General features: G+C 72.0%; 10 protein-coding genes. 4 read left to right on the top strand and 6 right to left on the bottom strand.

Going from position 1 to position 12,927, the window contains the following annotated elements:
• Window positions 1-356 precede the first annotated feature (356 nt).
• Entirely contained in the window at window positions 357-737 is a 381-nt protein-coding gene (locus tag AB0G16_RS04795; protein ID WP_362798629.1) for a sigma factor-like helix-turn-helix DNA-binding protein, read from the top strand.
• The gene (locus AB0G16_RS04790; RefSeq protein ID WP_362798626.1) at window positions 734-1,450 is read left to right on the top strand and encodes a zf-HC2 domain-containing protein; all 717 of its coding nucleotides are present in this window, start codon (window positions 734-736) and stop codon (window positions 1,448-1,450) included. The genes AB0G16_RS04795 and AB0G16_RS04790 overlap by 4 nt, the downstream gene beginning before the upstream one ends.
• Window positions 1,451-1,562: 112 nt before the next feature.
• Here AB0G16_RS04790 and AB0G16_RS04785 read toward each other — a convergent pair whose 3' ends face one another.
• Window positions 1,563-2,156 carry an NAD(P)H-dependent oxidoreductase gene (locus AB0G16_RS04785; RefSeq protein WP_362798623.1) on the bottom strand — a complete coding sequence of 198 codons (594 nt, stop codon included), beginning with the start codon at window positions 2,154-2,156 and terminating at the stop codon, window positions 1,563-1,565.
• A 170-nt stretch (window positions 2,157-2,326) separates the two neighbouring features.
• Window positions 2,327-5,098 (bottom strand): replicative DNA helicase, encoded by a 2,772-nt coding sequence (dnaB, locus tag AB0G16_RS04780; RefSeq protein WP_362798620.1) that lies wholly within the window; start codon window positions 5,096-5,098, stop codon window positions 2,327-2,329.
• Between the two features lie 554 nt (window positions 5,099-5,652).
• On the opposite strand from dnaB, the gene AB0G16_RS04775 reads away from it, so the two are divergent.
• Together AB0G16_RS04775 and AB0G16_RS04770 are read left to right on the top strand one after the other, a co-directional pair.
• On the top strand, window positions 5,653-6,918 hold the full coding sequence (locus tag AB0G16_RS04775) for an MATE family efflux transporter (RefSeq protein WP_362798955.1): 1,266 nt from the start codon (window positions 5,653-5,655) through the stop codon (window positions 6,916-6,918).
• A gap of 307 nt (window positions 6,919-7,225) precedes the next feature.
• A complete protein-coding gene (locus AB0G16_RS04770) occupies window positions 7,226-8,998 on the top strand; it encodes an amino acid permease (RefSeq protein WP_362798617.1) in 1,773 nt (590 codons plus the stop codon).
• A 304-nt stretch (window positions 8,999-9,302) separates the two neighbouring features.
• Here AB0G16_RS04770 and AB0G16_RS04765 read toward each other — a convergent pair whose 3' ends face one another.
• From AB0G16_RS04765 to rplI, 4 genes are all read right to left on the bottom strand, one after another.
• Window positions 9,303-10,046, bottom strand: a complete 744-nt coding sequence (locus tag AB0G16_RS04765; RefSeq protein ID WP_362798614.1) for an amino acid ABC transporter ATP-binding protein — start codon at window positions 10,044-10,046, stop codon at window positions 9,303-9,305.
• A gap of 127 nt (window positions 10,047-10,173) precedes the next feature.
• Complete coding sequence (locus AB0G16_RS04760) at window positions 10,174-11,040, bottom strand: amino acid ABC transporter permease (protein WP_362798612.1); 867 nt, start codon at window positions 11,038-11,040, stop codon at window positions 10,174-10,176.
• A 109-nt stretch (window positions 11,041-11,149) separates the two neighbouring features.
• Entirely contained in the window at window positions 11,150-12,037 is an 888-nt protein-coding gene (locus AB0G16_RS04755; RefSeq protein WP_362798609.1) for an ABC transporter substrate-binding protein, read from the bottom strand.
• 441 nt (window positions 12,038-12,478) lie between these two features.
• Window positions 12,479-12,925, bottom strand: coding sequence for a 50S ribosomal protein L9 (gene rplI, locus AB0G16_RS04750; protein WP_362798606.1), 447 nt, complete (start codon window positions 12,923-12,925; stop codon window positions 12,479-12,481).
• Between the last annotated feature and the right edge of the window lie 2 nt (window positions 12,926-12,927).

Raw genomic sequence — 12,927 nt, 5'->3', positions numbered from 1 at the left:
GTCTCCTGTCGGCCGGAGCCGGCGGATCCGTCCGAGTCGGCGGATCCGCCGGGTTCCCCGTGCCGGGGGTCGGCCCGAATCTCCCTTTATGGCGTGTCGTTTCAGCCGACAATCCGGGAATCCGCACGATCTTTGAACCCGGCCCGGGTGCGCCGCCGTACTGCCTGCCGAGACCGGAATCGTCCGGCGGCCGGAACGGGAGGGCAGAAAGTGATCACGAAAGCCCGGCGGTGGTCCGATCCAGCGGGCACCGGCACGACCTCGGCCCTCTTCCGTGGCCCAGGAGATCGCCGGGTGGTGAACCCCGTTCCGCGTGCCGGCGGCCACCGGCACGCGCGAACCGTGGAGCGCCGATCATGACGCGCCGGGGCGTCTGGGCCTCCCCTCCGGCCGGCCTCTCCGAAGAGGACCTCGCGAAGGCCTCCCCGCCGTACGGCGACCGGCGGAGCCGGCACCGCCGGGACGCGCATCCTCTCGGGACGGGCGAGAGATCCCCGGAGAGCCTGCCCGTGCCGGGTCGCGCCGAGGACCCGCTCCGGCAGGTCGTGATGCCGGCCGCGCTGGCGTCGCTCTCCCCCGTCCACCGCGAGATCCTCCACGAGACCGTGCTGCGGGGCCGGTCGGTGAACGACGCCGCCGAGGCCCTGGGCATGGGGGTCGAGACCGTGAAGGTCAGGGTCTACCACGCCCTTCGCGCGCTGCGCGCCGCCCTGGAGGAGAGGGGGGTGACGGCATGACCGCGCGAGTGGAGCACACCGACGTGGGCGCCTACGCCCTGGGCCTGCTGGAGGAGGAGGACCGGGTGGCCTTCTCCGCGCACCTGCGCACCTGCGCGGTCTGCGCCGTGGAGTTGCGGGAGCTGTCGGGGGTGGCGGACGCGCTGGGCGGCATCGGGCGCCCGAGGCACGGTGACGCGGCATCCGCCGGCGGGGAGCGGGCCAAGGTCATCGACCTTCCGCGGCACCACAGGGCCACCGGCCGGCGTGCCCGCCGGGGCACGTTCGTGATCGGTGCCGCCGCGGCGGTCACCCTGTTCGCCGGCGGGGTCGCGGCCGGGGCCGCCCTCTCCGGCGAGGACGCGGGCGCCCCCGCCGGCCACTCCGCGCACGGGCCGGCCGAGGACGCCTACCGGAGGGGCGTACCGGTCGCCGGCACCGGGACCGGCGGGATCACCGGCGGGCTGGTGATCGAGACCAAGGGGTGGGGCACCCATGCCGTCCTCGAACTCGGAGGGGTCACCGGGCCGCTGGAGTGCGAGCTGATCGCCGTCTCCCTCACCGGCGAGCGCCGGGTGGTCACCGGATGGGCGGTGCCCGAACGGGGGTACGGCGTCCCCGGCTCCCCCGATCCCCTCTACGTCCACGGCGGGGTCGCCTGGGAGCCCGTCGGGATAACCCGCTTCGAGGTACGCACGAGGGACGGGGACACGCTGCTCACCGTCGCCGTCTGACCGGACGCCCCCGCCCCCCACCGGGACGACGGACGCGCGATCAGCCCGGGACGGCGGCCCCGACCTCCCAGGGCGGCGGACGGCCGATCAGCCCGGGACGACCGGCTCCCGATCAGGCGGCGTACGGGCGCGCCACCCTGCCCTCGCGCAGGGTCCTCGCCCACCAGGTGAGCTGATCCAGCAGGATCTTCGCCGCGCCCTCACAGCCCTGTGAATCTCTCGGGATCCCGGCGTCGTCGAAGCGGCTCCAGACGCCGTGGAAGCTCACGGTGTCGCGGACGGTCACCGCGTGCAGTTCGGCGAAGACCAGCCGGAGCTGCTCGACCGCCCGCAGCCCGCCGGAGAGGCCACCGTAGGAGACGAACCCGACCGGCTTGGCGCGCCACTGCCGGTCGTGCCAGTCGATGACGTTCTTCAGCGAGGCGGGAAAGCTGTGGTTGTACTCGGGGGTCACGACCACGAAGGCCTCGGCCGCGGCCAGCCGCGGGGACAGGGACTCCAGGGTGCGCGCCGCCTCGGGGTCGGGTGCCGAGCCGAAACCCGGCAGCGCCAACGGCAGCGGGAAGTCGGCCAGGTCGACGAGGTCGACGTCCAGGCCCTCGCGCAGCCGGGCCTGGTCGGTGAACCAGCTCGCGACGGTCGGGCCGATCCGTCCCTCCCGGACGCTGCCTACGATCACAGCGAGCTTGACGGTCTGCTCGGTCATGGGACTCCTCCACCGGTCACGGGACCCCGCGTCCTTTGCGGTGCCTCCCGGACAAGGGTCGTACCTGAACTTTGGTTCAGGTCAAGGAGGAGAAGGGACCGTCCCGGCGTCTCGTCCGGTTCGGCTCGGGCCGCGAACCCGGTGACACGGGGCGGCCCTGAAGCCGTCCCCTAGTGGGGCGCCATGTCGACGAAACGGCTGTAGTGGCCCTGGAAGGCCACGGTGACCGTGGCGGTGGGGCCGTTACGGTGCTTGGCCACGATCAGGTCGGCCTCGCCGGCCCGGGGCGACTCGCGCTCGTAGGCGTCCTCCCGGTGCAGCAGAATGACCATGTCGGCATCCTGCTCGATGCTTCCGGATTCGCGAAGGTCGCTGACCATGGGCCTCTTGTCGGTGCGCTGCTCGGGACCACGGTTGAGCTGGGAGATCGCGATCACCGGCACCTCCAGCTCCTTGGCGAGGAGCTTGATGGCCCGGGAGATCTCGGAGACCTCGTTCTGGCGGCTCTCGGTCTTCTTCGGCGAGGACATGAGCTGCAGGTAGTCGATGATGACGAACCGCAGGTCGTTGCGCTGCTTGAGGCGGCGGCACTTGGCCCTGATCTCCATCATCGACATGTTGGGCGAGTCGTCGATGAACAGCGGGGCCTCGGCGACCTCGCCCATCCGCCGGGCCAGCTTGGCCCAGTCGTCGTCGGTCATCGTGCCCGAGCGCATGGCGTGCAGCGCCACCCGCGCCTCGGCCGACAGCAGGCGCATGGTGATCTCGTTGCGGGACATCTCCAGGGAGAACACCACGGTCGTCATGCCGTGCTTGATCGCGGCGGACCGGGCGAAGTCCAGCCCGAGCGTGCTGTTGTGGGTGGGGACGCACGTCGGCCCGGCGAGGTACATGTGGTCGGCGGCGTCGACCTCCACGCACCTCACCGGCGTCGAGGGCACCGGCCGCACGTCGACGATGTTCCGGACCCGTGTCGCCGCATCAGCGCCGGTCACCTGCCGGACGGCCTTGCCGGACAACCGGAACACCTTCTCGGGCGCCACGAAGTCGATCATGTGGTGGACGCGGGGGGCGTCGCCGCCGTCCTCGGTGACCTCCGCCGTCATGGTGGCCAGGTGCCCCAGGCTCAGCACCAGTTCGAAGGCGTCCCGGGCGAGCCCGTCACCGGTGATCGGGAGCCGGACCCGGCCGTCGTGGTCGACGTGGCCGCGGGCGTCGAGGAGCCCGGCGAGCAGGGCGCGCCGCTGCTCACAGGAGGCCCGCAGGTACGTCCCGGGGATCCGTTCCTCACCGAGGGCGCCGAGGACACCGAGGACACCGAGGAGATCGGGAACGACGGGGACGGGGTGAGGGCCGGAGGTGCCGGGGGGGTCCGCGGCGTCAGGACCCTCGCCGGTGATCCGCAGTCCTTCGGTCTCCAGGTTGAGGACGATCTCCGGGTCGAGCGCGGCCGGCCACGAGCCGTGGCCCCCACCGGCGCCCGTGGCGCCGGTGGGGGCCGTGGCGCCCGTGGCGCCCGTGGCGTCCGTGGCGTTCCCGGCACCCGTGACCACGGCGGCATCCCCGTCGGCGTCCGGGGCGTTCTCGATACCCGTGACCACGCCGATCTCCCCGGTGGCGTTTTCGGCGTCACCGGTGTCCTCACGGCCGGTGTGCCCGGCGCCGGTGTGCCCGATGTCGACGGTGGCCTCGGCCGTCCCGTGACGGCCCTTCCCTGTGGCGCCGAGCCGGGCGCCGAGCCCGACCCCCAGGGCGACCCCGAGCGCGTAGGGGGGGAGGGGCAGATCCCGTTCGGGCAGGTCGAACCCGGCGGCGACGGCGACCGCGTGGCCTACCTGCCCGCCCGCCGGTGCGCCGTGCAGCGTGCGGGCGATCTCCTCCGTCGTGACGACGCGCTGGTGCGCGGTCACGTCCCGGTGCGCGTTGACGTCCCGGTGCACGGTTTCCCGGTCGGTGGAGGTGCTCCGGCGCGCGGAGACGTTCGGGTGGGTGGAGGCGTCCCGGTGAGCGGAGACGTGCGGGTGGGCGACGGTCGCGGGGGCGCTGGTCACGGGGGCGCTGGTCGTCCGCCACTGGTGCCGGGCGTCGGCGACGATCACCGTGCCGTCGTCGAACTCCACCTCGTAGCAGGGGCGCCCGTGCAGCACGCCGGTCGCCGCGACCACGCGGGTCGGCCTGCCGTCCGCGCCGATGAGACGGTCCCCCGGCCTCACCTCGCCCATGGTCGTCCAGCCGTCCGGGGTGGGGAGCGGCGTGTCCAGGGCGAGCGCCTTGCCGATGGCGGGACGGGCTGCCACGACGATCATCTGGCCGGGGTGCAGGCCGTTGGTGAGGGCGTCGAGGTCCTGGAAGCCGGTGGGGACGCCGACCATCTGACCGCCCCGGCCGCCGATGGCCTCCAGCTCGTCCAGCGCGCCCGGCATGATGTCGGCCAGCGGGACGTAGTCCTCGGAGGTGCGGCGCTCGGTGACCTTGTAGATCTCCGCCTGGGCGCGGTCGACCAGGTCGTCGACCTCCTCGTCCTGCCCCCCGTAGCCGTAGGAGACGATGCGGGTGCCGGCCTCGATCAGGCGGCGCAGGATGGCCTGCTCGCGGACGATCCTCGCGTAGTAGCCGGCGTTGGCCGCGGTCGGCACGACGGCGGTCAGCGTGTGCAGGTAGGCGCCGCCGCCGATCCGGGCGACCTCGCCCCGTTTCTGCAGCTCGTCGAAGAGGGTGACGGAGTCGGCGGGGTCGCCACGGCCGTAGAGGTCGGTGATGATGTCGTAGATGATCTGGTGGGCCGGTCGGTAGAAGTCGTCGGACCGCAGGATCTCGACCACGTCGGCGATGGCGTCCTTGGAGAGGAGCATGCCGCCCAGGACCGACTGCTCGGCCTCGATGTTGTTCGGCGGGGTGCGCTCGAATCCCGGCTGGAAGACCGGTGGCTCCGCGATGCTCACCGCACACCCCCTCTTTCGAACACAGTTACGTTATCCCCATTTGTAGCTCACCGGGCTGACAGTTTCCCGGCTCCGTGCCCGCACTGGCAACGCGGCCGGTGGACAGAGGTGTGGATAAGCTGTGCAGTTCTCCCCCCAGGGTGTGGGCACCCTGGGGACAGCCCTGTGGATAACTCTTACCCACAACTGTGGATAACTCTGTGACCAGGGAAAACGTCATCCACCGCCTGTGGAGAAAAGAAAGTTGGGGCGACACGCCGAGAGTGGCCCCACATGGTATGCCCCGACCGCTTCCTCCCGCTGGTGATCCCCCGGAGGGTAACGGGCACAATGCATCTGTGCCTCTTACCTCTGGTCCCGGGCGCTCCGGCGCCTCCGGTCGCCCGGATCGCCCCGCCCGCGACCGCCGGCCCGGTCGCCTCGCCCACGACGGCCGGCCGGGTCGCGACGACCGCCCGAGCCGTCCCGGCGACCCCGCCCGTGACGAGAGGCCCGACCGAGGCCGGCGCGCCGGCCGGGACGGCGGCACGGGCCGGGAGTACGACCGGCAGATCATGCGCCTCGCGCTGCCCGCGTTCGGCGCGCTGGTGGCCGAGCCGCTCTTCCTGCTGACCGACACCGTCGTGGTCGGCCGCCTGCCCGCTCCCGCGCTCGGCGCCCTGGGGGTGGCGAGCACGGTGCTGACCTTCCTGGTGGGACTGTGCGTCTTCCTGGCCTACGGAACGACCGCGGCGGTGGCCCGGCAGATCGGGGCGGGCGAGACCGGCCGGGCCCTGCGGCAGGGCGTGGACGGTCTCTGGCTGGCCGCGGGGGTCGGATCAGTGATCGTCCTGGTGGTCTGGCCGCTGGCCCCCTGGCTGGTCCAGGTGATCGGCGCCGAGGGGGAACTCGCCCGCCAGGCCGTGACCTACCTGCGGATCAGCCTGCTGGGCGTCCCGGCCATGCTGCTGGTGCTGGCGGGCACGGGCGTGCTGCGCGGCATGCAGGACACCACCACCCCGTTGCTGGTCTCGGTCGGCGCCTTCGCGCTGAACGCGGGCCTCAACGTCCTGTTCGTCCTGGGACTCGGCTGGGGCATCGCGGGTTCGGCCTGGGGCACGGTCGTGGCCCAGTCGCTCGCCGCCGCCGTCTATCTCGGCCTGATCCTCCTCCGGCACCGGGCCCCGTTCCGCCCCGACCTGGCGGGCGTGCGCGCCGCGGGTTCGGCCGGGATCGCCCTGGTCATCCGTACGGCCTGCCTGCAGGTGGTGCTGGCCGTCGCGGCCGCCGCGGCCGTCCGCATGGGAGAGGACCAGATCGAGGCGCACACGATCGCCACCAGGATCTGGACCCTGCTGGCGTTCGCCCTGGACGCCATCGCGATCGCCGGGCAGGCGATCACCGGCCGCGCCCTGGGCGCGGGGGACGTGGCGGCGGCGCGCGGCGCGACCTGGCGGATGGTGCTCTGGGGCATCGGCTCCGGAGTGCTGCTCGGCCTTGCCGTGGTGGCCGCCAGGCCGTTCGTTCCCGCCCTGTTCGACGCCGGGCCGGCGGTCTCGGCACACCTGCTCGGCCTGCTGTGGGTGGTGGCCGTCCTGCAACCGGCCGCCGGGGTGGTGTTCGTGCTGGACGGGGTGCTCATCGGCGCCGGGGACCGGCGCTATCTCGCCTGGGCGGGGGTGTGGACGACGCTCGCCTACCTGCCCGCCGCGTACCTGGTCGACCTGCGCGACGGCGGCCTGGTGACACTCTGGCTGGCCCTCGGCCTGTGGATGATCGCCCGTCTCGTCACCCTGTCGGTCCGCGCGTACGGGAGGGCGTGGCTGGTGGTCGGCGCCTGAGCGGCGGGCGGCCCGCCGCCCCCGTGGCCCGGCGGCCGTGACGGGCCGCGCGGATTCCCCTGCCCCGCAGGGGATGCGGGTCGTCCGGGTGCCGCGTGGAGGGCGGACGACGTGGCCGTGACGGGCGGTGTCCGCCCGATCGGGTGATCCACGCGTGACACTGTGGTGTCCACCACGTGACCGGATAGCCCTTGTCCAGCGGAACTCTCCTACGGCACTGTGAAACGAGTCCGACAATACGGGTTATGCACCCACCACGATTGGTCACATCGTGCCCGAAGGTTCTTCCCTTTCGATAGTGCGCCGCATGCCACCGAGCCATGCCACCGGCCGATGGACCGGTGCGCGCCACGGCCTGCCCACCGCCTACCGCAGGAAGGACCTCATCGTCCTCGGCCTCGGTGTCATGATCGGCGCGGGCATCTTCAGCCTCGCGGGCCGTCAGGCGGCCTCCATGGCCGGACCGGGCGTGATCCTCTCCTTCATGATCGCTGGAATCACCACCCTCCTCGTGGCCTTCTGCTTCGCGGAACTGTCCTCGGCCATGCCGAGTTCGGGAAGCGCCTACACCTTCACCTACGTCATCTTCGGCGAGGTCTGGGCGTGGGTGGTGGGCTGGTCCCTGGTGATGGAACTCCTGCTGGCCACCTCGGTGGTGGCCCGCGCGTGGTCGCTCTACGCCGCCCAGATGCTCGCCGACTTCGGCGTGACCTTCCCGGACGTGATCGCCGGGGTGGTCGGTCAGGCCGAGGGGTTCGACCTTTTCACGATCTTCATCCTGGTCGTCCTGACGGCGGTGGTGGCCCTGGGCGCCCGCGTCGGCCTGCGCGCGCTGTGGATCATCGTGGTGGCCAAGCTGCTGGCCATCGGCGCGGTCATCGTGGTCGGCGCCCTCCACTTCGACCAGAACAACCTCATGGCCATCCCGGTGCCGGCGGAGCCCGCGGCCAAGGCCGCGGACACCATGGACTCCCCGGTGCTCGGCATCATCTTCGGCCAGACGGGCGCCTTCGGCTGGTTCGGCATCTTCGCCGCCTCCGCGGTCATCACGTTCGCCTACATCGGCTTCGACGTCGTGGCCACCGGTGCGGAGGAGGCCGAGGACGCCCCCCGTTCCATGCCGAAGGGCATCATCCGCAGCCTGGTGATCACCACGGTCCTGTACATCGCGGTCGCCGTGGTGATGGTCGGCATGACCCCGTACGACAAGATCAACAAAGACGCGCCGCTCGCCAACGCCTTCCGCAGCGCCGGCGAGGGCTTCATGGTGCACATCATCAACATCGGCGCGGTGCTCGGCCTCACCACCGTGATCCTGGTGCTGCTCGTCGGCCTGACCCGTGTGCTGTTCTCCATGGCGCGCGACGGGCTGATCCCCCGCTCGCTCTCCAAGATCAACCGGAGCTACCACAGCCCGACCCGGGTCACCCTGATCATCGGTTTCCTGGCGATCCTGCTGGCCGAGTTCGTGAACGTGCTCACGCTCGAACCGCTGGTCGTGATCGGCGCCCTGTTCGTGTTCATCGCGGTGGCGGCGGGGGTGATCAGGATGCGGAAGACGATGCCGGACCTGCCCCGCGGGTTCCGCACGCCGCTCTCCCCGGGCGTGCCGATCGCCTCGATCCTCGCCTGCCTCTGGCTGATGGTGAACCTCCAGCTCATCACCTGGCTGTACTACATCATCTGGATGGCCTTCGGCGTCCTGGTCTACCTGATGTACGGCAGGCGCAACAGCGTGCTCGCCGAGCTGTCGGAGCCGCTGCCTCCCGGGGGTCCCGGCGACCGCACCGCCCGGGGACCCTTCGACCCGCCGGGCCCGCCCGGCCCGCCCGATCCCTTCGGCCCGGGCGGCCCCGGTAGACCGGGTGGACAGGGCGGACCCGGTGGTCAGGGCGGACCCTACGGTCCTCCGAACCCCTACGGGCCTCCCGGCTCGTCCGGGCCCTACGGAACGCCCGAACCCTACGGGCGGCCACCCGGGGTCTCCGGTCCCTACGGACCTTCCGGGCCTGCCGGACCTTCCGGACCGCCCGGCCCCTACGGCCCCGGTGGCGGTTCCCGGGGCAGGCACCGCCGCTGAGGAGACCCGGGCAGCGTGAGCCGTGGTCCGGGGATCCTGGGAGCGGAACCCGGAACCCGGGACCCGGGGACCCGGGAGCGGGCACACGGCGCGTTCCCTGGCCTCCCGGCGCCTCCCTGAGCCCTCCTGCGCCTGCCCGGAACCTTTCACGGGTCTCGGGGTCACGTACGGTTCTCTCCGGGCGTGCGGGGCCCCTGAGGGGCAGGAAGACACGGAAGGACACAGGGGCCGCAGAGGTCACGCCCGCGGGCCGGCGCGGGAACCGCACCGGCCATCGGCGGATGCCCGGCAGGCGCTCAGCGGCTCACAGACGCCGGGCGTCGATCACGGTCTGAACGAACTCCCTGGTACGAGCCTCGCGGGGATCGGTGAAGATCTGCTCGGGAGTACCGCGCTCCAGCAGCACCCCGCCGTCCAGGAAGCAGACGGTGTCGGCGATCTCGCGGCAGAAGCCCATCTCGTGGGTGGTCAGGATCATGGTCATCCCGCCCGCCTTGAGCTCCCGGATGATCTCCAGCACCTCCTTGACCAGTTCGGGGTCCAGTGCCGAGGTGACCTCGTCCAGCAGCATGAGCCGCGGCTTGGTGGCCAGGGCCCGGATGATGGCCGCGCGCTGCTGCTGACCGCCGGAGAGCTGGTCGGGGTAGGCGCCCGCCTTGTCCGCCAGGCCGAACCTGGCGAGCAGCTCACGAGCCTGCCGTTCGGCCTCCTGCCTGCCCGTCCCGTGTACCTTGCGGGGGGCCAGCGTGACGTTGTCCAGCACGGTCATGTGCGGGAACAGGTTGAACGCCTGGAACACGATGCCCATCCGCTTGCGCACCTCGTCCGGATCGGTCCGGACATCGGTGATCTCCTCGCCGTCCAGGTGGATCGTGCCGTCGTCGGCCGTCTCCAGCAGGTTGACGCAGCGCAGCAGGGTGGACTTGCCCGACCCCGAGGCCCCGATCAGGCAGACCACCTCGTGCGGCTCGACCTCCAGGTCGACGCCGCGCAGCACGCTGTGGCCGTGGTAGTTCTTCCACAGGCCCTCGATGCTCAGCAGGCTCATGCCGCCGCCCCCCCCTCCGCCGTCCCCGCCACCACCGTCCCCGCCGCCGCGGTCCCCGCCGCCGCGGTCCCCGCCGCCACCGTCCTCGCTGCCGTCGCCACCACGGTCCTCGCCGCCGTCCGACCGCTCACTGGCTCCGCCTCCGCTGCGAACGCGCCGCCAGGTAGTCGGTGAAGCGCGCCATCGGGATGGTGAGCAGGATGAACAGCAGCGCCGCCACCAGGTAGGGCGTGTAGTTGAAGGTGCTGGCCGCGTGGATCTGCGCCTGCCGCAGCGCCTCGAGCGGGCCGATCGTGGCGACGAGCGCGGTGTCCTTCTGCAGCGAGACGAAGTCGTTGAGCAGCGGCGGCACCACCCGTCGCGACGCCTGGGGCACCACCACGTAGCGCATGGTCTGGCCGTGGCTCAGACCCAGGGAACGCGCGGCGGCCCGCTGGCTGGGATGCACCGACTCGATGCCCGCCCGGAAGACCTCCGCCACGTACGCCCCGTAGGAGAGGGTGAGCGCGATGATGCCCAGCGTCGCGAGATCCGTCGGCGTGCCCTGCAGGCCGAGCGCGGGCAGGCCGAACCCCACCAGATAGATGATCAGGATCGTGGGCACGCCGCGGAAGACGTCGGTGTACAGCACCGCCAGGGCACGCAGCGGGAAGAACACCGGGGCCTGCAGGTTGCGGATCAGCGCGACCACGAGCCCCACGACGAGGATCAGCGGCTCCGCGATCAGGAAGATCTTGATGTTGAGCAGGAAGCCGCTCAGCACGTCCGGCAGTGCCCGGACGAGTTGTTCGGGGTCGAAGAACGTCTCCCGTACGCGGGGCCAGCCCGGGGAGGTGGTGAAGAGCCAGGCGAGCAGGACGAGGACGAGGACCGTCGAGACCGTCGCGATCGAGCCGGAGCGGACCGACGACCGCCTGCGCAGCCGCTCCCGCTCGACCTGGCGGTCGCTCTTCGTCCAGCCGTCGGGGACCCGCAGGCCCTCGTCGTTCCTCATCGGGCGCCGTCGTGCGCACCGCTCGCGCGGCGCGCCCGGGGGCGGATCCTCGCCGGGCGTGACATCGGCACGCTCGCGGGACGTGACGCCGGCACGGGGGACGGTGACGTCACTTCAGCTCCGGGGCGCCCGCGGCGGACCCGAGCCACCTGGTCTCGATCTTCGCGAGCTCACCGGACGTGGCCAGCTCGTCGATCGCCCCGTTCACGCAGCTCACCAGGGGGCTGCCCTTCTCGAAGACCGCGCCGAAGACCTCGGGAACGCCGGAGGCGGTACCGAACTGACCGACGATCCTGGAGTTGTCGACCTGGGCCGCGGTCACGTAGAAGGCGGTGGGCAGGTCCACCACCACGGCGTCGACCTGCTTGTTCTTCAGCGCGTTGACGGCGTCGATCTGCTCGTTGTAGACGTTGGGCTCGGCCGAGGGCCGGATGACGTCCTTGACCGCCTGCAGCGAGGTGGTGCCGACCTGGACGCCGATCTTGGCGTCCTTCAGGCTCGCCAGATCCGTGGCGGAGGCGACCTTTGAGGCCTCCAGCGCGACCACGGCCTGCTTGACCGTGTAGTAGCCCTTGCTGAAGTCGACGACCTTGGCCCGGTCGGGGGTCACCGAGACCTGGTTGAGGTCGAAGTCGAACTGCTTGGCTCCGGGGGCGAACGCGGAGTCGAACTTCACCGTGGCCCAGGTGACGTCACCGTTGGCGAAGCCCAGCCGGTCCGCCACGGCGTAGGCCACCGCGCTCTCGAATCCCTTGCCGTTGGACGGGTCGTCGTCGGCGAACCAGGGCTCGTAGGCGGGCTTGTCGGTGCCGATGGTCAGCTTGCCGGGGGTCTTCAGCGGCAGGCTCTCCTTGGCGCAGGGGTCGGCACCGGAGGAGGCCGTCCCGGCGGCGCCCGGGGCCGAGGGGCTCGCCTGGGTCGTCTCCGAGGCCGGGGCACAGCCCACGGCGGCCACCGCCAGGGCGCCGAGGGCGAACAGCGTCGAAGGACGGACCATGACAAGACCTCCAGGATGAAGCAGCGACCCACGAATTGTACGTATCCCCGATGACCTGGAGCGACGGGGTCCCGCCGGGCGCCCCGCAGTCGGCGTTCGGGGGCGCCTACGCCGCCCGCGGCGGGTTCGCCGGGCCGTTCGCGCTGAGGGCCGAGCCGCCGGGCCCGACCGGCCCGGCGGAAGCGGGCGGGCCGTTCGCGCTCAGGGCGGGACGGCCGGGCGGAAGCGGGCGAGCCTTCGCGCTCAGGGCGGGACGGCCGGGCGGAAGCGGGCGAGCCTTCGCGCTCAAGGCGGGACGGCCGGGCCCGAGCGGTCGTCCGGCGCCTCCCCGCCGGCCGGAACCCCGATGTGTGATCCGGCGGGGAGATCCCCGGTGCGGGTCCGGAAACGCGCGCGGGCCCCCCTCCCGTCAGGGAGAGGGGCCCGCGCCGGTGGAACGGGTCAGGCCGCGACGACCTCGATGTCGAGGGAGGCGGAGACCTCCGGATGCAGCTTGACGCTGACCCGGTGGGTGCCGAGGCTCTTGATCGCGGAGGCGATCTCGATGCGACGGCGGTCGAGCAGGGGGCCGCCGGCGGCCTTGACGGCCTCGGCGACGTCGCCCGTGGTGATGGAGCCGAAGAGGCGGCCGGACTCGCCGGCCTTCGTCTTCAGCTGCACCTTGAGGGCCTGGAGCTGGCCCGCGACCTCCTTGGCGGTGCCGAGGTCGCGGATCTCGCGGGCGTCACGAGCCTTCTTGATCGAGGCGATCTGCTTCTCGCCGCCGCGCGTCCACAGGATCGCGAAGCCACGGGGGAGCAGGTAGTTGCGGCCGTAGCCGCTCTTGACCTCGACGATGTCGCCGGGCGTGCCGAGGCCGGTGACCTCACTGGTGAGAATGAGCTTCATCT

This window comes from Streptosporangium sp. NPDC023615, from assembly GCF_040640155.1.
Lineage (GTDB): Bacteria > Actinomycetota > Actinomycetes > Streptosporangiales > Streptosporangiaceae > Streptosporangium.
This window is presented reverse-complemented; position numbering and strand designations above follow the sequence as displayed.

Excerpts from the sequence above, each read along its gene's own strand:
- rplI (WP_362798606.1), bottom strand. The coding sequence starts at position 12,925 with ATGAAGCTCATTCTCACCAGTGAGGTCACCGGCCTCGGCACGCCCGGC.
- AB0G16_RS04770 (WP_362798617.1), top strand. The coding sequence starts at position 7,226 with ATGCCACCGAGCCATGCCACCGGCCGATGGACCGGTGCGCGCCACGGC.
- AB0G16_RS04760 (WP_362798612.1), bottom strand. The coding sequence starts at position 11,040 with ATGAGGAACGACGAGGGCCTGCGGGTCCCCGACGGCTGGACGAAGAGC.
- AB0G16_RS04765 (WP_362798614.1), bottom strand. The coding sequence starts at position 10,046 with ATGAGCCTGCTGAGCATCGAGGGCCTGTGGAAGAACTACCACGGCCAC.
- AB0G16_RS04795 (WP_362798629.1), top strand. The coding sequence starts at position 357 with ATGACGCGCCGGGGCGTCTGGGCCTCCCCTCCGGCCGGCCTCTCCGAA.
- AB0G16_RS04775 (WP_362798955.1), top strand. The coding sequence starts at position 5,653 with ATGCGCCTCGCGCTGCCCGCGTTCGGCGCGCTGGTGGCCGAGCCGCTC.
- AB0G16_RS04785 (WP_362798623.1), bottom strand. The coding sequence starts at position 2,156 with ATGACCGAGCAGACCGTCAAGCTCGCTGTGATCGTAGGCAGCGTCCGG.
- AB0G16_RS04755 (WP_362798609.1), bottom strand. The coding sequence starts at position 12,037 with ATGGTCCGTCCTTCGACGCTGTTCGCCCTCGGCGCCCTGGCGGTGGCC.
- AB0G16_RS04790 (WP_362798626.1), top strand. The coding sequence starts at position 734 with ATGACCGCGCGAGTGGAGCACACCGACGTGGGCGCCTACGCCCTGGGC.